Annotated in this window: 17 protein-coding genes; 9 read left to right on the forward strand and 8 right to left on the reverse strand. The window is 71.7% G+C overall.

The window, feature by feature from the left end; translation table 11 throughout:
• Nucleotides 1-762: 762 nt before the first annotated feature.
• The 3 genes from miaB to AQJ58_RS10080 all read right to left on the reverse strand — a co-directional run bounded on the left by miaB (nucleotide 763) and on the right by AQJ58_RS10080 (nucleotide 3,607).
• Complete coding sequence (gene miaB / locus AQJ58_RS10070; protein WP_107122003.1) at nucleotides 763-2,292, reverse strand: tRNA (N6-isopentenyl adenosine(37)-C2)-methylthiotransferase MiaB; 1,530 nt, start codon at nucleotides 2,290-2,292, stop codon at nucleotides 763-765.
• A 65-nt stretch (nucleotides 2,293-2,357) separates the two neighbouring features.
• Nucleotides 2,358-2,618: a hypothetical protein gene (locus AQJ58_RS10075; protein ID WP_067247527.1), complete on the reverse strand. Its 261-nt coding sequence runs from the start codon at nucleotides 2,616-2,618 to the stop codon at nucleotides 2,358-2,360.
• Between the two features lie 137 nt (nucleotides 2,619-2,755).
• The gene (locus tag AQJ58_RS10080) at nucleotides 2,756-3,607 is read right to left on the reverse strand and encodes a PP2C family protein-serine/threonine phosphatase (RefSeq protein WP_079078816.1); all 852 of its coding nucleotides are present in this window, start codon (nucleotides 3,605-3,607) and stop codon (nucleotides 2,756-2,758) included.
• 1,182 nt (nucleotides 3,608-4,789) lie between these two features.
• Between AQJ58_RS10080 and AQJ58_RS10085 the strand changes: the two genes are divergently transcribed.
• Entirely contained in the window at nucleotides 4,790-7,270 is a 2,481-nt protein-coding gene (locus AQJ58_RS10085; protein ID WP_067247830.1) for a SpoIIE family protein phosphatase, read from the forward strand.
• A gap of 34 nt (nucleotides 7,271-7,304) precedes the next feature.
• Here AQJ58_RS10085 and AQJ58_RS10090 read toward each other — a convergent pair whose 3' ends face one another.
• Both AQJ58_RS10090 and AQJ58_RS10095 read right to left on the reverse strand, forming a co-directional pair.
• On the reverse strand, nucleotides 7,305-8,129 hold the full coding sequence (locus AQJ58_RS10090; RefSeq protein ID WP_234360004.1) for a response regulator: 825 nt from the start codon (nucleotides 8,127-8,129) through the stop codon (nucleotides 7,305-7,307).
• Between the two features lie 176 nt (nucleotides 8,130-8,305).
• Nucleotides 8,306-9,400 carry a sensor histidine kinase gene (locus tag AQJ58_RS10095; RefSeq protein WP_079078818.1) on the reverse strand — a complete coding sequence of 365 codons (1,095 nt, stop codon included), beginning with the start codon at nucleotides 9,398-9,400 and terminating at the stop codon, nucleotides 8,306-8,308.
• Nucleotides 9,401-9,605: 205 nt separating this feature from the next.
• Here AQJ58_RS10095 and AQJ58_RS10100 point away from each other — a divergent pair, with 205 nt between their 5' ends.
• The 3 genes from AQJ58_RS10100 to AQJ58_RS10110 all read left to right on the forward strand — a co-directional run bounded on the left by AQJ58_RS10100 (nucleotide 9,606) and on the right by AQJ58_RS10110 (nucleotide 13,045).
• The gene (locus AQJ58_RS10100) at nucleotides 9,606-10,091 is read left to right on the forward strand and encodes a cation:proton antiporter regulatory subunit (RefSeq protein WP_067247531.1); all 486 of its coding nucleotides are present in this window, start codon (nucleotides 9,606-9,608) and stop codon (nucleotides 10,089-10,091) included.
• Between the two features lie 4 nt (nucleotides 10,092-10,095).
• Nucleotides 10,096-11,322, forward strand: a complete 1,227-nt coding sequence (locus AQJ58_RS10105; protein WP_067247534.1) for a cation:proton antiporter — start codon at nucleotides 10,096-10,098, stop codon at nucleotides 11,320-11,322.
• 301 nt (nucleotides 11,323-11,623) lie between these two features.
• On the forward strand, nucleotides 11,624-13,045 hold the full coding sequence (locus AQJ58_RS10110; RefSeq protein WP_199844555.1) for a hypothetical protein: 1,422 nt from the start codon (nucleotides 11,624-11,626) through the stop codon (nucleotides 13,043-13,045).
• Here the strand turns inward: AQJ58_RS10110 and AQJ58_RS10115 are convergent.
• Nucleotides 13,042-13,524, reverse strand: a complete 483-nt coding sequence (locus AQJ58_RS10115) for a pyrophosphohydrolase domain-containing protein (protein ID WP_234360005.1) — start codon at nucleotides 13,522-13,524, stop codon at nucleotides 13,042-13,044. The genes AQJ58_RS10110 and AQJ58_RS10115 overlap by 4 nt on opposite strands.
• Nucleotides 13,525-13,623: 99 nt before the next feature.
• Between AQJ58_RS10115 and AQJ58_RS10120 the strand changes: the two genes are divergently transcribed.
• Nucleotides 13,624-14,622: a TAXI family TRAP transporter solute-binding subunit gene (locus tag AQJ58_RS10120; protein ID WP_067247538.1), complete on the forward strand. Its 999-nt coding sequence runs from the start codon at nucleotides 13,624-13,626 to the stop codon at nucleotides 14,620-14,622.
• A 15-nt stretch (nucleotides 14,623-14,637) separates the two neighbouring features.
• On the opposite strand, the gene AQJ58_RS10125 is transcribed toward AQJ58_RS10120, so the two are convergent.
• Nucleotides 14,638-16,050: a sensor histidine kinase gene (locus AQJ58_RS10125; protein ID WP_067247540.1), complete on the reverse strand. Its 1,413-nt coding sequence runs from the start codon at nucleotides 16,048-16,050 to the stop codon at nucleotides 14,638-14,640.
• Between the two features lie 12 nt (nucleotides 16,051-16,062).
• Nucleotides 16,063-16,749: a response regulator transcription factor gene (locus tag AQJ58_RS10130; protein WP_067247542.1), complete on the reverse strand. Its 687-nt coding sequence runs from the start codon at nucleotides 16,747-16,749 to the stop codon at nucleotides 16,063-16,065.
• 286 nt (nucleotides 16,750-17,035) lie between these two features.
• On the opposite strand from AQJ58_RS10130, the gene AQJ58_RS10135 reads away from it, so the two are divergent.
• The 4 genes from AQJ58_RS10135 to AQJ58_RS10150 all read left to right on the forward strand — a co-directional run bounded on the left by AQJ58_RS10135 (nucleotide 17,036) and on the right by AQJ58_RS10150 (nucleotide 20,431).
• On the forward strand, nucleotides 17,036-17,815 hold the full coding sequence (locus AQJ58_RS10135) for an amino acid ABC transporter ATP-binding protein (RefSeq protein ID WP_067247544.1): 780 nt from the start codon (nucleotides 17,036-17,038) through the stop codon (nucleotides 17,813-17,815).
• A 75-nt stretch (nucleotides 17,816-17,890) separates the two neighbouring features.
• The gene (locus AQJ58_RS10140; RefSeq protein WP_067247547.1) at nucleotides 17,891-18,742 is read left to right on the forward strand and encodes a glutamate ABC transporter substrate-binding protein; all 852 of its coding nucleotides are present in this window, start codon (nucleotides 17,891-17,893) and stop codon (nucleotides 18,740-18,742) included.
• A gap of 118 nt (nucleotides 18,743-18,860) precedes the next feature.
• Nucleotides 18,861-19,526 (forward strand): amino acid ABC transporter permease, encoded by a 666-nt coding sequence (locus tag AQJ58_RS10145; RefSeq protein ID WP_067247549.1) that lies wholly within the window; start codon nucleotides 18,861-18,863, stop codon nucleotides 19,524-19,526.
• Entirely contained in the window at nucleotides 19,523-20,431 is a 909-nt protein-coding gene (locus AQJ58_RS10150) for an amino acid ABC transporter permease (RefSeq protein ID WP_067247552.1), read from the forward strand. Before AQJ58_RS10145 ends, AQJ58_RS10150 begins: the two co-directional genes overlap by 4 nt.
• Nucleotides 20,432-20,513 lie beyond the last annotated feature (82 nt).

The raw sequence follows: 20,513 nt of genomic DNA on the forward strand, positions 1-20,513 counted from the left end.
GGGGCCCGGGCTGGAGGGGCCCGGGCTGGAGGGGCCCGGGCTGGAGGGGCCCGGGCTGGAGGGGCCCGGGTTGGAGGGGCCCGGGTTGGAGGGGTCCGGCCGGAGGGGCTGGTGGTGGCCGGGGCTGCGGAGGCGGAGCACGACGCAGCCGGGGCGGGTTGACGGCGGCCGGACTGGGAACCCCCACCGGCCTAACCGGCCCGAGGCCCCTCCCCAGGTCTGCCGTGCGCGGACATCGGCAGACAGCACCGAACTCGGGGGACCTGCCGCGGTCGGGGGTCGTGCCCTGGACGGGGCAGGTCCGGCCAGGGTCGGGTCCCAACTGGGGTCGTGTCCTGGGTGGGGGGATCCCGGCCGGCCCCAGGACCCAGGCGAGGGGGCAGTCCTCGCCCAAGATCGGGCCCGAGGCAGAGGGGGCTGATCCCCGGCCAAGGTCGGGCCCAGGGCGGGCCAGGTCCCGACCAAGGACAAGTCCCGGACCGGACAAGCCCCCGCCAGGTTCACATTCCGGACCGGAGAGGCCCCCCGCCAGGGTCAGATTCCCGACCGGGGTGGCACCGCCAGGGTCAGATTCCTGACCGGACACGCCCCGCCAGGGGCAAGTCCCCGACGGCGGAGCAGGTCCGGGCCCACGTCAGGCACCGGCCAAGGTCAGCAACCTGGGTGGGAGGCACGCCCGGCGGCCGGGGTCAGGCTCCAGACGAGGGCCGCAGGCCCCTGACGGAGGGGCTGGCGTCTTTCAGGGGCGAGGCCTCGGCAGCGTCAGTCGCACCCGCACGCGTTGCCGGCGGGCACCGGCTCAGGGGCTGGGGCGCCGATCTTGGGGAGGCCCAGCATGACGCCGGCCGGCTTGGTGGCCTTCTCGGCGTTGCGCTTCTCCCACGCGTCACCCGCGCGCGTGCGGCGCACGGCGAGGACGGCGCCCTCAGCGAGGAGGTGGTGCGGGGCCGCGTAGGTGATCTCGACCGTGACGACGTCGCCGGGGCGGACCTCCTGGTCGGGCTTGGTGAAGTGGACCAGGCGGTTGTCGGGGGCGCGGCCGGAGAGCCGGTGCGTGGCGCCGTCCTTGCGGCCCTCGCCCTCGGCGACCATCAGCTCCAGGGTGCGGCCGACCTGCTTCTTGTTCTCCTCCCAGGAGATCTCCTCCTGAAGGGCGACGAGACGCTCGTAGCGCGCCTGGACGACCTCCTTGGGGATCTGGTTCTCCATGGTCGCGGCCGGGGTTCCGGGACGCTTGGAGTACTGGAAGGTGAAGGCCTGCGAGAAGCGCGCCTCACGGACGACGTGCAGGGTCTGCTCGAAGTCCTCCTCGGTCTCGCCGGGGAAGCCCACGATGATGTCGGTGGTGATCGCCGCGTGCGGGATCGCCGCCCGCACCTTCTCGATGATCCCGAGGTAGCGGTCCTGCCGGTAGGAGCGGCGCATGGCCTTCAGGACCGGGTCGGAGCCGGACTGGAGCGGCATGTGGAGCTGGGGCATCACGTTCGGGGTCTCCGCCATGGCCGCGATCACGTCGTCGGTGAAGTCGCGGGGGTGGGGGGACGTGAAGCGGACGCGCTCCAGGCCCTCGATCGTGCCGCAGGCGCGCAGCAGCTTGCTGAAGGCCTCGCGGTCGCCGATGTCGGAGCCGTAGGCGTTGACGTTCTGGCCGAGCAGGGTGATCTCGGAGACGCCCTCGCCGACCAGGGCCTCGATCTCGGCGAGGATGTCGCCGGTGCGGCGGTCCTTCTCCTTGCCGCGCAGGGCCGGGACGATGCAGAACGTGCAGGTGTTGTTGCAGCCGACGGAGATCGACACCCAGGCCGCGTACGCGCTCTCGCGGCGCGTCGGCAGGGTGGAGGGGAAGGCCTCCAGGGACTCGGCGATCTCGACCTGGGCCTCCTCCTGCACGCGCGCGCGTTCCAGCAGGATCGGCAGCTTGCCGATGTTGTGCGTGCCGAAGACGACGTCCACCCAGGGCGCCTTCTTCACGATGGTGTCCTGGTCCTTCTGCGCGAGACAGCCGCCGACCGCGATCTGCATGCCGGGACGGGAGGCCTTCTTCGGCGCGAGGCGGCCGAGGTTGCCGTACAGCCGGTTGTCGGCGTTCTCCCGGACCGCGCAGGTGTTGAAGACGACGACGTCCGCGTCCCCGTCGGAACCCTCGGGGGCGCGGACATAGCCCGCCTCCTCCAGCAGGCCGGACAACCGCTCGGAGTCGTGGACGTTCATCTGGCACCCATAGGTGCGGATTTCATAGCTCTTGGGTGCTGGAACGTCCACTGCGAGGCTCCGGTCGCTGCTGCTGGTCATGCCTCAAGGGTAGGTGGTCGCGCGGGAGCCCCGCCCCGGCCCTTTCACCGTCGCTCGACCGCCCCTCAGGTCTCGATCACGGCGTCGCATTCGGGGCAGACCACGGACTCGTGTTCCGACGGGTACCAGCGCGCTCCCTGGTGCTCCGAGGGCTGCCGGCGGGCCCGCACCATGGCGAAGGTGTCCTTACCGCACAGGGTGCGGGGCCCGGTGGTACCGGGTGTGCCGGGGGCGGCGGGGGCCGCGTGCACCCTGCGGACGTGGGATTCCGCGCCACCGGGTGCGGCCGCCGGGTTCTCTACTTCGTAGACAACGATCTCGCTCATGTCCGTACCGGTTCCTCGATGAGGGAGAGCACATGGCCCGCCGGGGCGGTGAACCACGCGATCAGCGGACCGCCACCACGGAGAAGGCCCTTGTGGCCCTTGTCGCAGGCCTGCCTCCGAGGCGTGTCGGCGGTCGTTCAGCCCCAGGCCCCGGAGGCGTCCGGGATCCCACCGTCCTCACCGTCCTCACCGTCCTCACTGCTCGCCCCGGACGCCCTGGACGCCCCGGACACCCCGTCCGCCCCGTCCTCAGCGACCCGTACGACCGCGAGCGTGATGTTGTCGGGGCCGCCGGCGGCGATGGCGGACTTCCACAGTTCGAAGGCGGCGCGGACGTCGTCGTACTCCCGCATCACCTCGTCGAGCGTCTCGTCCGGCACGGCGTCGCTGAGGCCGTCGGTGCAGATGAGGTAACGCTCGCCGGGGGCGAGGGGCACGGTCGACACATGGGGGTGCACGGGGCGGTGGGTCAGGGAGCCGCCCAAACACTGGGTGACCAGGGAGGTGATGTGCCGGCCGGGGCCGAGCGGCGGGCTGTCGTCCACGCTGACCCGGCGCAGCCCGTCGGGCGAGGCCGCGTAGACCCGGCTGTCGCCGACGTTGAACACCAGCGCCGAGCCCGGCCGTACGACGACTCCGGCGACCGTGGTCCCCATGCCGGCCAGGTCGTTCTCCGGGTCGCCGGCGGCCTCGTACACGGCTCGGTTGCAGGCGCTCAGGGCGTCGCGGACGGCGTCCTCGCCGGTCAGGAGCGTGCCGACGGCCGCGATCCGGCGGGCGACGAGGGCGCTGGCCACGTCGCCGCCGGGATGTCCGCCGAGCCCGTCGGTGACGGCGGCGACCAGGGGGGTGCCGAGCGGGAACACCAGGGTCTGCGGGTTCTCGGTGACGGTGGCGCACAGGGTCCAGGGCCCCACCACCAGGCTGTCCTCGTTGCGTTCACGGAGCAGCCCGGGATGGCTGAGCGCGCTGACGGCGACGTACGGCACGGGACGTCACCGCCGGGCCCGGTCGCCACTGCCGTCGCCGCTGCCGGTCTGGCCGGTCATGTCTCCAGCGTAGGCGGCTTGCGGGAGGTTTCCACCGGTCGCGCGGCCGGGCTTCCGTCCCGCCGCCGGCGCCACTGAGTCGATCTTGCCGGGGGTGAGGTCGGGACCGTACTCCCCGGCTTCCGGGCCCCGCCGTGACACTCGCGGACCGGGTTTGATCAACTTGGCTCGCTCTTTAGGTCGTTGAACGGTGAAATTGGCAGGAAACCGCCGGTGAGAATGTGTGAAAGGGGTTTCGTACGAGAACGGGAACGATAGGTTCCCAGCATGAACGCACGGCTCGCTCTGCTCAGCACTGTGGCCCCCGGTGTCACGGAGAGCGAGGTGTTCCGGCTTGCGTTGCAGCACGCTATGGGCGAACTCGACGCGCTCGGCGCGGCGATGCACCTGCGGGGCCCGATGTCGGCCCTGCGGCTGGTGTCGGCCGTGGGCCTCCCACCCGTTCTGACGAATTCCTGGGAGATCGTCGACCAGGACGGACCGTCGGCTCCGGCCCGCGCGCTCCGGGGGAGCAAGGGCGTGTGGGTACCGAACACCGCCCGGCCGGGGTCCGGGTCCCCCCGGCCTGCGTCCGCGTCAGCCGCACCGGGGTCCGGGTCCGGCGCACCGGCATCCGCGTCCGGCGCACCGGCATCCGGGTCCGCGCTGCCGAGGTCCGGGTCCGCCGTGCCGGGGTCCGGATCAACCGGGCCACGGTCCGGATCAGCCGGGCCCAGATCAGCCGGGCCAGGGTCCGGGTCCGCCCAGCCGAAGTCCGGGTCCGCCCAGCCGAGGTCCGGGTCCCCCCGGCAGGTCCCCGAGCCCGCCAGGCCGGTCTCCGGTTCCCCCCGGCAGGTCTTCGGGTCCCCCCGGCAGGTCCCCGAACCCGCCAGGCCAGTCCCCGAACCCACCAGGCCGGTCCCCGGGCCCGCCCGACCGGCCTCCACCCCCGCCGAGCCGGTCCCCGGGGCCGCGAGTCCGGTCCCGGCGCCCGTCTGGCCCGGCACCGGACTCGCCGCCCTCCCCGTGTTCAGCGGACCGCGGAGCGTCGGCGTGCTGACCGTGGTGGCCGGTGACCGCGGTGAACCCACGCCGGAGCAATGGGAGTTCCTGCGGTCCCTCGTCGCCTGGACCGAGGACCGCATGGCCCGGGCACCGCGGCCGTCCGGGCCCGCGCGGCCGCAGCCGAGCGGAGAGCGGATGCGGCGGGCCCTCAAGGAGGTCCGGGTCGGCTCGTGGGACTGGGACATCCGCACCGGTGAACTGATCTGGGACGAGGCGGCGCTGGAGCTGTACGGCACCCTGCCGGCCGACTTCACCGGGAAGATCGACAGCTGGATGCGGCTCGTCCACCCCGACGACCTGGCGCCCACACTGGCGGCCACCCAGCGGGCCATCCTCGACCGGTCCGTCTACGAGGACGCGTACCGGGTGCGGCGCGCGGACGGCTCGTACGTCTGGACGCACGCGCGCGGCCGGGCCACGTACGACGCGCGGGGCGAGGCGCTGCGGATGATCGGCGTGGGCTGGGAGAGCGACGAGCCGTGCAGCGCCCGCGACACGCTCGGCCGGGCCCTGCGGCACATGAGCGACGGCTTCCTCGCGGTGGACGACGAGTGGCGGATCACCTTCGCCAATCTGGAGGCGGAGCGGTTCCTCGGTTTCCCGGAGGAGGAACTGTTCGGACGGCTGCTCTGGGACCTGCCCGCCGCCCGGCAGGTGCCCGAGCTGCAGGCCCGGTGCCTGGCCGCCGCGGCCGAGGAGAAGCCGGCCGGCTTCGACGTGCGGGTGCCTTCCTGCGGCTGCCGCTACCACCTGCGGCTGGTGCCGGGACCCGACGGACGCACCCTCTACTTCACCGACGTCACCGAGAACCGCCGGCTCGCCGAGTCACGGCAGTCGGACGAGCGGGCCGCGGCCGAGCGGTCGGCGCGGATCGCGGAGCTGGCCGCGGAGCTCGCGAAGGCCACCACCTCGCAGGACGTGGTGGACGCGGTGGCCCGCCGGGTGCTGCCGCCGTTCGCCGCCACGGGGGTCCTGGTCCAGGTGACCGAGGACGAGCGACTGCACTCGGTCGGGGCCGTCGGCTATCCGGAGGACTTCCTGGCACTCATCGACGGCCGCCGCCGGGTGTCCGGCGACCCCTCCTGGGACGCGATCCGCTCCGGTACGCCCCTGTTCTTCTCCTCGCCGCAGGAGCTGACCGCGCACTCCCCCCATCTGACCGGCCTGCCGGAGCGCGCGGGCAAGCAGGCGTGGGCGTTCCTGCCGCTCACCGCCTCCGGACACACGTTCGGGGTCTGTGTGGTGGCCTTCGAACGGCTGCGCCTGCTCACCGCCGAGGAGCGCGCCCTGCTGACCACGATCAGCGCCCTCGTGGCGCAGTCGCTGGAACGCGCCCGGCTGTACGACGCCGAGTACACCCGCTCCCGCGAGCTCCAGCGCAGTCTGCTCCCCCAGGCGCTGCCCGACCTCGCCGCGTGCACGGCGGCCGCCCGCTATCTGCCCGCCGGACCGGGCGCGGACGTGGGCGGCGACTGGTACGACGTCATCCCGCTGTCCGGGGGGCGGGTCGCGCTCGTGGCCGGTGACGTCATGGGCCACGGGCTGCCGGAGGCGGCCACCATGGGGCGGCTGCGCACCGCCGTCCACACCCTGGCCGACCTGGAACTTCCGCCCGGCGAGATCATGGGTCACCTCAACGACATCGTCGGCGCCATGGGCGAGGGGTCGTACGCCACCTGTCTGTACGCCCTCTACGACTCGACCACCCGGCGCTGTTCCCTGGTGCGCGCCGGGCATCCGCCGCCGGCGCTGGTGCGTCCCGACGGGAGCGTGTACTTCCCGGAGCGGGACGCCGACCCGCCGCTGGGCGCGGCGGAGCCGCCGTTCGAGACGGTCGAGCTGGAGGTGCCGGAGGGCAGTCTGCTCGTGCTGTACACCGACGGTCTGGTGGAGTCGGCGAAGCGGGACATCGACGAGGGGACCGCGGAGCTGGCCCGGCTGCTGAGCGCGGCCCGCGCGCGCGGCGCGCTCGACACCGCCGCGGAGCTCGAGCGCCTGTGCGACACCTTGACGTCCACGCTGCTGCCCGCCGACCAGCAGGCCGCCGACGACGCGGCGTTACTCGTCGCGCGTCTGCACGCGCTGCCCACCGAGCGGTTGGCCTCCTGGCAGCTTCCCGACGACCCGCGAGCGGCCGGGCACGCCCGTCGGCACGTCCGGGAACAGCTCGCCCTGTGGGGCCTGAACCCGCTCGCCCCCACCGCGGAACTCCTGGTCAGCGAACTCGTGGGCAACGTCGTCCGCCATGCCCGGGGCCCGGTGCGGCTGCGGCTGCTGTACGGCGCCGAGTTGATCTGCGAGGTCTACGACGGCAGCCAGGCCATGCCCCGCATCCGCCGGGCAACGGAGACCGACGAGGGCGGCCGGGGGCTGCAACTGATCACGGCGTTGTCGGGGCGATGGGGCGCGCGCTACACGCCGCACGGCAAGTGCATCTGGACCGAGCAACCGCTGCCCGGCCCGGACGGCGCGCCCGAGGAATCGGCCGATGGCCGGGAACTGCTGTTCCTCGGGGCGACCGGCTTGGACCCGGACGAGGACTGGAGGACGCTGCTGTGAGGGCCGTGGACCGGCGGGGGAACCGACGGGGCCGTCAGGGGTCGATGAGGCCGGCGCGGATGGCGTAGCGGGTCAGCTCCAGGCGGTCGCGCATGCCGAGTTTCTGGAGGAGGTTGGCGCGGTGCCGTTCGACGGTCTTGGCGCTGATGTGCAGCAGGGTGCCGATCTCGCGTGACGTGTGGCCCTCGGCGACCAGTTTCAGGATCTCCTCCTCGCGCTCGGTGATCGGCCGCTCGGGCAGCCCCTCGACCCCGTCGCCGCGGTGCAGCCGCTCCAGGTAGGAGCGGACGAGGGCACGCTCGGCGCCGGGGTAGATGAACGGTTCGTCACGCACCACGGCCCGGCAGGCCTCGACCAGGTCGCGGTCGGCGACGGACTTCAGGACGTAACCGCCCGCGCCCGCCTTGAGGGCCTCGAAGAAGTACTGCTCGTTGTCGTACATGGTCAGGACGAGGATGCGCAGGGCGGGCAGCCGGCGGGACAGCTCACGGGCCGCCTGGAGGCCGGTCATGCGGGGCATCGCCACGTCGAGGACGGCCAGGTCGATGTCCCCGGCCCGGGCCCGCTCGACCGCTTCGGCCCCGTCCCCGGCCTCGGCCACGACCTCCAGGTCGGGCTCCCCGTCGAGAATGAGCCGCACCCCGCGCCGCACGAGGGTGTGATCATCGGCGAGGAGGACACGAATCGGCGGGCGACCGCCCTGCGGTTCCACCGCCTGTGCCCCGGCCGAGGACGACGTGCCGGCTCGTGCCCCGGCCGACCGAGGCGCGAACGACCGTGACGCAGCCGCCCGTGACCCCGCCGAGGACGGAATGGCCGCCCGGGACGCAGCCGCCCGCGACCCAGCCGGCCCCGACATGCCGGCCCGCGACCCGGCCGACCGAGGCGCGAACGACCGTGACGCGACCGCCCGTGCCCCGGCCGAGGACGGAGTGGCGACCCGGGACGCAGCCGCCCGCGACGTGCCAGCCCGCGACCCGGCCGACGACGACGTGCCGGCCCGGGACGCGGCCGGCCGCGTCAGGGCGTCCGCGGTCATCGGTCCGCTCCCATCAGGGGCGCGGCCGCCGCCGTGGCGGCTTGCGCCGTCACCCGCAGTCGTACGTCCGTACCCGCGCCGCCGGTCGTGCGCCGACCCGCACCGGAAGAACGTTTCTCCGTACCGCCCGCCCCCGAAGCACTGCTCTCCTTACCGCCCGCCCCCGAAGCACCGCTCTCCGGACCTCCCCGACCGCTCGGCGACGCCACGGTCAGCGTCGCGCCTATGAGCAGGGCCCGTTCCCGCATGCCCGTGATGCCCGCGCCTTCCACGGCCGCCGTACCGAGGCCTCTGCCGTTGTCGCGTACGAGGAGTTCGACGCCGTCACCGAGCGGGCGCAGCCGGAGTTCGGCGCGGTCGGCACCGGCGTGGCGTGCGGTGTTGGTGAGGGCTTCCTGGGCGACCCGGTAGAGCACGAGTTCCGTCTCCTCGGTCAGCGGAGGCAGCCCGGCGTGCACGTCGTGGCGCACCGTGAGCCCATGGGTGGTGAACTCGCCGGCGAGCGAGCGCAACGCGCTGAGCAGGCCGAGTTCGTCGAGGACGCCGGGACGCAGCCGGCGCGCGATGTGCCGGATCTCCTCCAGCCCGGCGCGGGTGGCCTCCTGGGCCTGCCCCAGTTCCTCGCGCAGGTCCTCCGGCGCGCGGTCGGCGACCCGCTTGAGCTGGAGGAGGACGGCGGTCAGGGTCTGGCCGACCTCGTCATGGAGTTCGCGTGCGATGCGATGGCGTTCGCCCTCCTGGGCGGACAGCGCCCGGGCCGCGCTGGCGGCCCGCTCGGCCTCCAGCCGGTCGAGCATCGCGTTGTACGTGGTGATCAGCTCCGCCGTCTCGACGGGCCCCGAGACCACGGCACGGGCGCCCGGTCGCAGCAGATCGGCACCGGCCATCGCCCGGCCCAGCCGCCCGAGCGGGGCCAGGCCCACCCGCAGTACCAGGACGTTGACGGCCAGGAGCACGGCGAGGCCGCCGAGGACGACGAGCGCCTCGCCCGGCAGTACGGGGGTGGAGACGGTGACCGGACCGAGAAGCAGCGCGGCGGCCACGGTCAGGCCGACGGCGTTGAGCGTGAAGATCCGTACGAACAACGACACGCTCCCGGTCCCTCCCTTCCCGCCACGCACCCACGGCACAGCCCTGACCAGCCTCTCCGGGCTCCACCGCCCCTGTCCATCCGTCACAACACCCATGTCGTCACCGTACGACCGGATGGCAGCATGACCGCTCCAGGCACCCTTCATTTTGAAGATCACCGACTTACCCGAAGAACGTAACAAAAAGAGCAAAAGGGGAAGAAAAGTGTCTGCTCCACGCCTCCGCACGACACCGCTGCCAGGCATCGGCGTCCAGTACGACCTGGTGACACGAGAGCAGCGCCATCTGTCCGTGGTGGCCCATCGCGACGGCTCCCGCACCGTCGGCGTGTACCGGGCCGACGACCCGGACTCCTGTGCCCAGTCGCTGCGCCTGACCGGCGCGGAGGCCGCTTCGCTGATCGATGCGCTGATGCCGTCCCATCACAGCCCGAGCCTGCTGTACACCAGCGACCTGGGCCTGGTCGCCGAGCGCATCGAGATCGCGGGCGCGTCCCGCTGGAACGGTCGCCTCCTGGGAGACACCCGGATGCGCACCGAGACGGGCGCGTCGATCGTGGCCGTGCTGCGGCGCGCGGAGGCCATTCCGTCGCCGACGCCGGACTTCCGGCTGGCGGGCGGCGACACCCTCATCGTGATCGGCACCCGCGAGGGCGTGGACGCGGCCGCGGCGATCCTCGGGCGGGAGTGATCGAGTGCACTCCGCAGTTCTGTTGATCGAGTTCGGTTCCATCATCCTGGCGCTCGGGCTGCTCGGCCGGTTCGCCGCCCGCTTCTCGTTCTCACCGATACCGCTGTACCTGCTGGCCGGCCTGGCCTTCGGCGAGGGCGGGCTGCTGCCACTGGGCGCGAGCGAGGAGTTCGTGGCCACCGGCGCCGAGATCGGCGTCATCCTGCTGCTGCTCATGCTGGGCCTCGAGTACACGGCGAGCGATCTGGTCTCCAACCTCACGTCGCACTACCCGTCGGGCCTGGTCGACTGCGCCCTCAACGCGCTGCCCGGCGCGGCCATGGCGCTGCTGCTGGGCTGGGGCCCGGTGGCGGCGGTGGTGCTGGCGGGCGTCACCTGGATCTCGTCGTCCGGGGTGATCGCGAAGGTGCTGAACGACCTGGGCCGGGTCGGCAACCGCGAGACGCCGGTCATCCTCAGCGTGCTGGTCCTCGAAGACCTGGCGATGGCGGTCTACCTGCCCATCGTCACGGCGCTGGTGGCCGGGGTGGGACTGGCTGCGGGCAGCCTCACCCTGGCCGTCGCGCTGGGCGTCGCGGGGCTCGTGCTGTTCGCGGCGGTGCGCTACGGCCGGGTCATCTCCCGGTTCGTCTCCAGCGACGATCCGGAGAAGCTGCTGCTCGTGGTGCTGGGCCTGACGATCCTGGTCGCCGGTGTGGCGCAGCAGTTGCAGGTGTCGGCGGCGGTGGGCGCGTTCCTCGTGGGCATCGCGCTGTCCGGGGAGGCGGCGGAGGGCGCGCACACGCTGCTGAGCCCGCTGCGGGACCTGTTCGCGGCGATCTTCTTCGTCTTCTTCGGGCTGCACACCGACCCGGCGAGCATTCCTCCGGTCATCCTGCCCGCGCTGGCGCTGGCCGTCGTCACCGCCGCGACGAAGATCGCCACCGGCTACTGGGCGGCCCGGCGCGCGGGCATCTCCGTCAAGGGCCGCTGGCGCGCGGGCGGCGCGCTGGTCGCCCGCGGCGAGTTCTCGATCGTCATCGCCGGTCTCGCGGTCACCGCCGGGATCGAGCCGTCCCTGGGCCCGCTGGCGACGGCGTACGTGCTGCTCCTGGTGGTCCTGGGCCCGCTCACCGCGCGCTACACGGAACCGCTCGCCCGCTGGTGGACGAACCGCCGGACCCCCCGGGCCGTCCTGCCGGAACAGCTGACCGAGTCCGTGCCGCGGTCGCAGACTTCGGTGGGCGACTGAGACGAGGGGCGCACGACGCGTCGGCGCGGACGGCACGGCAGCGCGGACCTTGGACCGCGTCTCCCAAGACGGGGCCGCGTTCATCCGGAGCGCGGCCCCAGCGGCCGGCCCCACTCCGTGACGCACGTCACCTCTCACGCTGACGGAATCCAGGGCCGCCGACGCGAGGACCGTGGCATGCTCATGGCTTGTTACCGGCAAGTAGGCATCCGGTGTCCCACCGTGCCCGGCCGGTCCCCCCTCTCCCCCCCCATCCCCAGGACTGACCTTGCGCAGACGCCTGAGGCACACCCGTGCCCTCATGCCCGCCTTAGCCGCATCCGCCCTCCTCCTCGCCACGGGCTGCTCCTCCGCCCAGCCCCAGGCCGCCTCCGCATCCGCATCCACTTCCGCCGTAGGGGAGTCCCCCGCCCCGGACTCCGACGCCGGCCGCTCGCTGGCGGTGGCGGCCGCACCGGCGGGCACGGCGACCGCCTCGGCCAATCCGGCCAGGTCCGACGGCAGGGCCCAGCGGACCGAACTCAGCGTCGCCTCGTACGACAGCAAGACCCGACGGGCCGTCATCTCCTCGAACGACACTCCCGGCCGGGCGAGTTCCTCCCCATCTCCAAGTTCCTCCCCCTCGCCGAGTTCCTCCCCCTCGGGCCCCGCCTCGCCGAGCGCCTCGGCGGCCCCGCGGCAGCGCACCGCCGTCGGCGACGTGATCGCCAGCGCTCCGGCACCCGGCGCCCCGCGGGGGCTCCTCGCCAAGGTCACCAAGGTTCTCGGCGAGACCGAGCGGGGCACGGAGGTGCAGACCGAACCGGCCCGGCTCAACGCCCTGCTCGGGGACGACACCGCCAAGGGCAGCGTGCCCGTCGACCCGGCCTCCTTCGACGTCGACACCCTGCTGCCCGACGTCGACGTCTCCTGGGCGGGCACGGGCGACGTCCGTGTCGGACCGGAGGGCGCGACCGTCCCGCTCGGCAGCCTGCGCCTCGACGTCCGCGCCGAACTGCCCACGGTGGCCCAGGGGTCCGTCTCCGCGGACGCCTCCGTCGAAGGCTTCGTCCAGGTCGCCCCGCAGGTGGACTTCCGGTACGGCGGCGAGGGCACCGGCACCGCGCCCGCCTCGGCCTATCTGGGCGTGTCCGGGAAGTGGACCTCGGGCTGGTCCCTCAAGGGCCGGGCCGGCGCCTCCGCCACCCCCACCCGGATACCCTTCGCGACCCTGCACGCCGACCCCGTCCTCCAGGTCGGTCCCGTGCCCGTGGTGGTCAACCTCGATCTGACCTGTTACGTCGAGATCAGCGGCGACGGAAAGATCACCGTGGACGTGGAACAGAACCTCAAGGGCGACTTCAAGGCCGGCGGGACCTTCGGGCTCGGCCGGGGCTGGACGCCGGTCAGTTCCTCCGACATGACCAGCACCCCCGTGCGTACCTCCGTCACCACCGCAGGGGGCGTCAAGGCGGCCCTGGGCGCCGAGGCAGGCGTCGGCCTCTACGGCAGTGTCGGCGTCGTCGCCGACCTCGCGCCGTACGTCCGCGGCGAGGGCACGGCCACGGTCACCGGCACCGACGAGGTGTTCAAGGCCAAGGGCAGCTGGGCGCTCTACGGCGGCGTCGACCTCACCGGCACCCTGCGGCTCCAGTTGACCATCTTCGGCACACCGGTGCTCCGCAAGGACATCCCCCTCGGCACACTCCACCGGGAGTGGAAGCTGGCGGGCAACACGCCCTAGCCATCCGAGGCGGCCCGCATCTGCGTCACCGCCACCTCAGCCACCCGGCCGTCCGTCTCCGATGCGCCGGTCGCCGCGCCGCCGGGTATCCATCCCTGGCGGCGCAGCACCGCGGAGACGTCCGGCGCCTCGTAGTGCTCCCCCTTGAGCACCTTGCCGTCGGCCCGGCGGGAGACCTGGCCGTCGGGGCCGAGCTTGGTCATGTTCGAGCGGTGGATCTCGGCGATCACCGCGTCGAGGTCGATGCCGTGCACCAACGCGGTGCCGTACGCGACGTAGACGACATCCGCCAGCTCGTGCGCCAGCCGGTCCAGCGGGCCGCTCACCGCCACCTCGGCGACCTCCGCCGCCTCCTCGGCGAGCAGTTCACCGCGGTGCGCGGCGAGGCCCGGGGACACCTCCGTGGGCGTGCTGCGCGCGTCGAGCCCGAAGGCGCGGTGGAAGTCACGGACCAGGTCCGCGGGCGAGGAAGTGCTCATGCCCCCGACTGTAACGAGCCCCACTGACAACGGCCCGGAGCGCCCGTCCCCGTGAGCCCGGCCTGGCCAGCCCCCCGCACCGGCTGGCAGGATCGGCGCATGTCCAAGGTCTTCACCCGTATCGGCAGACGGCAGGCCCGGCAGGGGGCGGCGGCCGGTGTCGTCGTGCTCGGGCTGCTGCTGTGGTGGCTGCTGCCGCTGGGCGAGGATCCGCCGAGCGGGACGATCACCTTCAGCACCGGCACGCCCCGCGGCGTCTACCAGTCGTACGGCACCCAGTTGCGCGCTGCGCTCGCCAAGGACATGCCGGGTCTGCACGTGATCCTGAAGTCCAGCAACGGCTCGCAGGACAACGTCGAGCGGGTGGCGACCGGCGGGGCCGACTTCACCATCGCGGCGGCCGACGCCGTCCAGCTGTACGAGTCGCGGCACCCGGGCTCGGCGGCCCGGCTGCGCGGAGTGGCCCGGCTCTACGACGACTACGTGCAACTGGTGGTGCCGCGTGACTCCGGCATCCGCTCCGTCGCCGACCTGAAGGGCAGGACGGTGGCCACGGGCCTGCCCGGCTCGGGTGTGCGCCTGATAGCCAACCGGGTGCTGCAGGCGGCGGGCCTGGACCCGGACAAGGACGTGAAGGCCGTGGACAAGGGCATCAACAACGGCCCACAGGCCCTGAAGCAGGGGGACATCGACGCGTTCTTCTGGTCCGGCGGCATTCCCACGGGCGGTCTGACGGGCCTGGCGAAGACCTTCGCCTTCCGGTTCGTGCCGATCGACGCCGCGCTCGTCGCCAAGATGCACAGCCAGGACAGCTCCACGAGCTACTACCGGGCCACGAACATGTCCGAGTCGGTGTACCGGAGTGTCCAGAACGGCGAGACGGTCCCGACGATCGCCGTGTCCAACGTGTTGATCACCCGTACGGACATGGATCCGCGGCTCACCGAGTGGATGACCCGGATCGTCATCAAGAGCCGGGACGACATCGGTTCGCGCGTCCACTCCGCGCAGTTGGTCGACCTGCGCACCGCGATCGACACCAACCCGCTCCCCCTGCACGAAGGAGCGCGGCGCTACTACCGCTCGGTGAAGCCGTAGGCCGCGGCGGGCCAATCAGGCCGTAGGCCGCGACCTCGGTACCGACACCGTCACCTTCAGCCCGGTCGGCTCGTGTCGGTCGTACGAGAGCGAGCCGCCGCCCGCCGCCAGCAGCGTGCGGGAGATGGACAGGCCGAGGCCCGAGCCCTTGATGTTCTGGTGGTGTGCGCTGCGCCAGAAGCGGTCGCCCACGCGCGCGAGTTCCTCGTCGGTGAGGCCGGGGCCGTGGTCGGTGACGACGACGGTGGACGTCTCGCCGTCGGCCGCGACCCGCACCTCGACGCGCTCGCCCTCCGGCGTGAACTTCACCGCGTTGTCGATCACCGCGTCCAGCGCGCTGGACAGGGTGACGGGGTCGGCCCAGGCCGTGGTGGCCGGGCAGTCGCCGACCAGCCGGACGCCCTTGGCCTCGGCCGTCGGCGCCCAGGCGGCGACGCGCTCGGCGGTCAGCGCGCCGATGTCGGTGACCCTGAGATCGGCCTCGGTGTGCTCGGCCAGGGCGAGGTCGAGCAGGTCGTCCAGAACCTGCGCCAGGCGTTTGCCCTCGTTCTGGACGGAGGCGATCTCCTCGTTGCCCTCCGGGAGTTCGTAGGCGAGCAGTTCGATGCGCAGCAGCAACGCGGCGAGCGGGTTGCGCAACTGGTGCGAGGCGTCGGCGACGAAGGCGCGCTGCTGCTCCAGCACGTCCTCGACGTTGTCGGCCATCTCGTTGAACGACCGGCCCAGCCGCCTGAGTTCCGGCGGTCCGCTCGCCACCGCCACCCGGGACTTCAGCCGGCCGCTGGCGATCGCGTGCGTGGTGATGTCCAGCACCCGTACGGGTTTGAGCACCCATCCGGTCAGCCGCAGCGCGGCGCCGATGGCCAGCAGCATGGCGGCCACCTCGCCCGCGCCGATGATCAGCCAGCCGTGCAGGATGCGCGACCGCATCGGCCCGGTGGGCGAGTCGGTGACGACGACCGCGACCACGTCACCGTCCCGGATGACCGGCGACGCCACGACGAGCCGGTTGCGCTGCCAGGGCCACACCTGTTCGGGGTCATGACTGCGCCGGCTGAGCAGGGCCTCGGCGTACGCCACATGCACCTCGCCCGCCCGGGGGACGGTGAACCCCTTGGGCGCACTGGCCAGCGGGGTACTCGTGGTGGAGAAGACGGCGGCCCGGATGTCGTAGACCTCGTAATAGCTGTCGAGTTCGCGCGCGAGCGTCAGCAGCCGCTCGTCCATGGACGCGGACGCGCTCGGATCCGTGCCCGACGGTACGGTGACGTTCTGGGCGAGCGCGGCGAAGCGCGCGGTGTCGTCGATCCGGTCGACGACCACCCGCTGTTGCTGCGCCCCGGCCACGCTGGCGGCCAGCGGTACCCCGAGGGCGAGCAGGACGGCCGCCAACAGGACGATGAGCAGCGGCAGCAGACGTGTGCGCAACGACGGTCCCCGCTACCCGGCCGGGGCGACGAGCCGGTACCCGACGCCGCGCACGGTCTCGATCAGGGCGGGCATGCGCAGCTTGGCACGCAGGGAGGCGACGTGCACCTCCAGGGTGCGCCCCGTGCCCTCCCAACTGGTGCGCCACACCTCGCTGATGATCTGTTCCCGGCGGAAGACGACACCGGGCCGCTGGGCGAGCAGCGCGAGCAGGTCGAACTCCTTGCGGGTGAGCTGGACGACCGTGCCGTCCACGGTGACGCGCCGGGTGGGCAGTTCGATCTGTACGGGCCCGAGCCGCAGCGCGTCCTCGGCGGCCGTGCCCGCGTCCTCGTGGACGGTGCGCCGGCTGACGGCGTGGATGCGGGCGAGCAACTCGCCGGTGTCGTACGGCTTCACCACGTAGTCGTCGGCGCCCAGGTTGAGGCCGTGGATGCGCGAGCGCACGTCGGAACGGGCCGTCACCATGATCACGGGGGTGGCGGTGCGCTTGCGGATCTTGCCGCAGACCTCGTAGCCGTCCTGGTCGGGCAGGCCGAGGTCGAGCAGGACGACTCCGAAGCCGGGGCCTTCGGGGACGAGCGCCTGGAGCGCCTCCTCGCCGTTGCGGGCGTGCGTGACGTCGAAACCGTGCCGCTTGAGGACCGCGGACAGCGCGGCGGCGACATGGTTGTCGTCCTCGACGAGGAGCAGCCTCATCCCGGCCCCCTCCGATTCATCGGCTGTTTGGTCTGTTTGTGTACAAAACGCGGGCACGCGCGCGTGCGCACCATGCAGTCACGCTGATGGACGATGACGCCGTCAAGTGGGTTCCGGTTGCACGCGGCTTCCGTTACCCGCCCGATACGCACCCACGTCCCAGGGCTACGACACGTGTCCGATTGCTATCGGATCGTGATGCTCAGATTCCCCTCAGATGTAATGACGCTGGTCGCGGCCGGTCACTACTGTCCTCCGAAACCGAGGTGGACGGAGCCTGAGAGCGATGACCGAAGTATCGGTGACCAAGCAAGACGCGGTCCCGCCCGGCGGCGATCTCGTCGTCCTGAAGAGCGTCAACAAGCACTTCGGCGCGTTGCACGTACTCCAGGACATCGATCTGACGATCACCCGCGGTGAGGTCGTCGTGGTCATCGGGCCCTCCGGGTCCGGGAAGTCGACCCTGTGCCGCACCATCAACCGTCTCGAGACGATCGACGACGGCACGATCACGATCGACGGGAAGCCGTTGCCCGAGGAGGGCAGGGCGCTGGCGCGGCTGCGGGCCGACGTCGGCATGGTCTTCCAGTCGTTCAACCTGTTCGCGCACAAGACCGTGCTCGAGAACGTGATGCTGGGTCAGGTCAAGGTCCGCAAGACGGACAAGAAGCAGGCCGAGGACAAGGCCCGCGCCCTGCTGGACCGGGTCGGCGTCGGCACCCAGGCCGACAAGTACCCCGCGCAGCTCTCGGGCGGCCAGCAGCAGCGGGTGGCCATCGCCCGGGCACTGGCGATGGACCCCAAGGTCATGCTCTTCGACGAGCCGACCTCCGCTCTCGACCCCGAGATGATCAACGAGGTGCTGGAGGTCATGCAGCAGCTCGCCCGCGACGGCATGACCATGATCGTCGTCACCCACGAGATGGGCTTCGCCCGATCGGCCGCGAACCGGGTGGTCTTCATGGCCGACGGCCGCATCGTCGAGGAAGCCGCACCCGAGCAGTTCTTCAGCAACCCGCGCAGCGACCGGGCCAAGGACTTCCTGTCGAAGATCCTGCACCACTGAGCCGAAGTCCCCGCGCCACTGGACCACCGGCACCCGCAGGGCGCCAGCCGTTCTCCACTCCCTAAGGACACAGCCATGAAGCTTCGCAAGGTCACCGCCGCCTCGGCCGTCGTGCTCGCCCTCGCCCTGTCCGCCACGGCATGCGGCGGCGACAAGAAGGACGACGACGCGGGCAGCAACAGCTCCAGCGGTGGCGGCGGCAAGATCAAGATCGGTATCAAGTACGACCAGCCGGGCCTGGGCCTGAAGAAGCCCGACGGCACCTTCGCCGGCTTCGACGTGGACGTGGCGACGTACGTGGCCAAGCAGCTGGGCTACGAGCCGAAGCAGATCGAGTTCGTGGAGACCAAGAGCGCCGACCGCGAGAACGCCCTCGCGCGCGGGGACGTCAAGTTCATCGCCGCCACCTACTCGATCACGGACGAGCGCAAGCAGAAGGTCGACTTCGCCGGCCCGTACCTGCTGGCCCACCAGGACCTGCTGGTGAAGGCGGACTCGAAAATCGCCAAGGGCGACGACCTCAACGGCAAGAACCTTTGTTCCGTGACCGGCTCGACGTCGGCGCAGAACGTCCAGAAGTCGATCGCCCCGAAGGCCAACCTCAAGGAGGTCAGCGGCTACTCGGAGTGCCTCGCCGGGCTGCAGAGCGGCGCCGTCGACGCTCTGACCACGGACGACAGCATCCTCGCCGGCTTCGCCGCCCAGGAGCAGTACAAGGGCAAGTTCAAGCTCGCGGGTCTGAAGCTCAGCAACGAGAACTACGGCATCGGCGTCAAGAAGGGCGACACCGCCACCCTCGACAAGATCAACAAGGCGCTGGAGCAGATGGTCAGCGACGGCTCCTGGCAGAAGGCGGTCGACGCCAACTTCGGCCCGGCGAACTACAAGAACGAGCCGGCTCCGAAGATCGGCGTCATCGTCAAGTAACCCCGGGCCGCTCACCGGTCATCCAGGGGCCCTCCCGGCGCGTCGCCGTCCGTCGCGATCACGGCGGCGGCGCGCCCTGCCCTCCACATACGCCACCCACCCGGAAGCGCGGGAGATCGTGTTCGACTTTCTTGAAGGTTACGACGTCCTCGGGGCGTTCGGGATGACGGTGAAACTCACCGCCCTGTCCGCCGTGGGCTCCCTGATCTGGGGCACCCTGCTGGCCGCGATGCGGGTCAGCCCGGTCCCGCTGATGCGCGGGTTCGGCACCGCCTATGTCAACCTCGTCCGCAACATCCCCCTGACCGTCATCATCGTGTTCTGCTCGCTCGGCCTGGCCGATGTCTTCGGGGTCACCATGGGCTCCCACGACTTCAAGATCCAGGGCTTCCGGCTGGCCGTGCTCGGCCTGGTCGCCTACACGGCGGCCTTCGTGTGCGAGGCACTGCGCTCCGGCATCAACACCGTGCCCCTGGGACAGGCGGAGGCGGCGCGCGCCCTCGGCCTCGGCTTCGCCCAGACCCTGTGGCTGATCGTCCTGCCGCAGGCCTTCCGGGCGGTCATCGCGCCGCTCGCCAACGTCCTGATCGCGCTGACCAAGAACACCACGGTGGCCGCCGCCATCGGCGTGGCGGAGGCCGCGTACCTGATGAAGACGATGATCGAGAACGAAGCGCAGACCCTCCTCATCGGCGCGGTCTTCGCGTTCGGTTTCGTGGTGCTGACCCTGCCGACCGGCCTCTTCCTGGGCTGGCTGGGCAAGCGACTGGCGGTGAAGCGATGAGCTCGGTCCTCTACGACACACCCGGCCCCCGGGCCCGGCTGCGCAACCTCGTCCTCACGGTGGTCTTCACCGCCCTGCTCGTCCTGCTCGCGTGGTGGGTGTGGCAGAAGATGGACGAGAAGGACCTGCTGACGTCCGTTCAGTGGAAGCCGTTCACCGAGTCGCAGACCTGGACGACGTATCTGCTGCCCGGCCTCGCCAACACCCTGAAGGCCGCGTCCCTGGCCATGGTGATAGCCCTTCCGCTGGGCGCGGTCTTCGGCATCGCCCGGCTCTCCGACCACCGGTGGGTGCGAGGCGTGTCCGGCACGGTGGTGGAGTTCTTCCGGGCCATCCCGGTCCTGCTGCTGATGCTGTTCGCCAACGAGTTCTACGCCCAGTCCACCGACATCACCAGCGAGGACCGGCCGCTGTACGCGGTCGTCACCGGCCTGGTGCTCTACAACTCGGCCGTCCTCGCCGAGGTGGTCCGCGCGGGCATCCTGGCCCTGCCCAGGGGGCAGACCGAGGCGGCCTACGCCATCGGGCTGCGCAAGGGACAGACGATGAGCAGCATCCTGCTCCCGCAATCGGTCACCGTGATGCTGCCGACGATCGTCAGCCAACTGGTCGTCATCGTGAAGGACACCGCACTGGGCGGTGTGATGATCGGATTCACCGAACTGCTCAACACGCGCGGCACGCTGGCGGCGAACTTCGCCAACCCGATCCCGAGCTTCATCGTGGTCGCGGTCATCTTCATCGCGCTGAACTTCCTCCTGACCACCTTCGCGGGGTGGCTGGAGCGGCGGCTGCGGCGCAGCAAGCGCGGCACGGGCACGGTGCTCGGCGCCGAGAAGGCGGACGAGCTGAACGCGGCCGAGGCGCTCGGCTCGTTCGGCGCTGGCGCGGGCGGCACCATCTGACGCACACTCAAGTGTGTGACCTGTACGGAGGCAGTGGCCAGCGCGCCGCTGCCTCCGTCGCTTGACGCAAACAACGCCAATG

Origin of the sequence: Streptomyces sp. DSM 15324, from assembly GCF_001514285.1 — a bacterium.
Classification (GTDB): Bacteria; Actinomycetota; Actinomycetes; order Streptomycetales; family Streptomycetaceae; genus Streptomyces.

Excerpts from the sequence above, each read along its gene's own strand:
- miaB (WP_107122003.1), bottom strand. The coding sequence starts at position 2,292 with ATGACCAGCAGCAGCGACCGGAGCCTCGCAGTGGACGTTCCAGCACCC.
- AQJ58_RS10075 (WP_067247527.1), bottom strand. The coding sequence starts at position 2,618 with ATGAGCGAGATCGTTGTCTACGAAGTAGAGAACCCGGCGGCCGCACCC.
- AQJ58_RS10085 (WP_067247830.1), top strand. The coding sequence starts at position 4,790 with ATGGCCCGGGCACCGCGGCCGTCCGGGCCCGCGCGGCCGCAGCCGAGC.
- AQJ58_RS10090 (WP_234360004.1), bottom strand. The coding sequence starts at position 8,129 with ATGTCGGGGCCGGCTGGGTCGCGGGCGGCTGCGTCCCGGGCGGCCATT.
- AQJ58_RS10110 (WP_199844555.1), top strand. The coding sequence starts at position 11,624 with ATGCCCGCCTTAGCCGCATCCGCCCTCCTCCTCGCCACGGGCTGCTCC.
- AQJ58_RS10115 (WP_234360005.1), bottom strand. The coding sequence starts at position 13,524 with ATGAGCACTTCCTCGCCCGCGGACCTGGTCCGTGACTTCCACCGCGCC.
- AQJ58_RS10120 (WP_067247538.1), top strand. The coding sequence starts at position 13,624 with ATGTCCAAGGTCTTCACCCGTATCGGCAGACGGCAGGCCCGGCAGGGG.
- AQJ58_RS10130 (WP_067247542.1), bottom strand. The coding sequence starts at position 16,749 with ATGAGGCTGCTCCTCGTCGAGGACGACAACCATGTCGCCGCCGCGCTG.
- AQJ58_RS10135 (WP_067247544.1), top strand. The coding sequence starts at position 17,036 with ATGACCGAAGTATCGGTGACCAAGCAAGACGCGGTCCCGCCCGGCGGC.
- AQJ58_RS10140 (WP_067247547.1), top strand. The coding sequence starts at position 17,891 with ATGAAGCTTCGCAAGGTCACCGCCGCCTCGGCCGTCGTGCTCGCCCTC.
- AQJ58_RS10150 (WP_067247552.1), top strand. The coding sequence starts at position 19,523 with ATGAGCTCGGTCCTCTACGACACACCCGGCCCCCGGGCCCGGCTGCGC.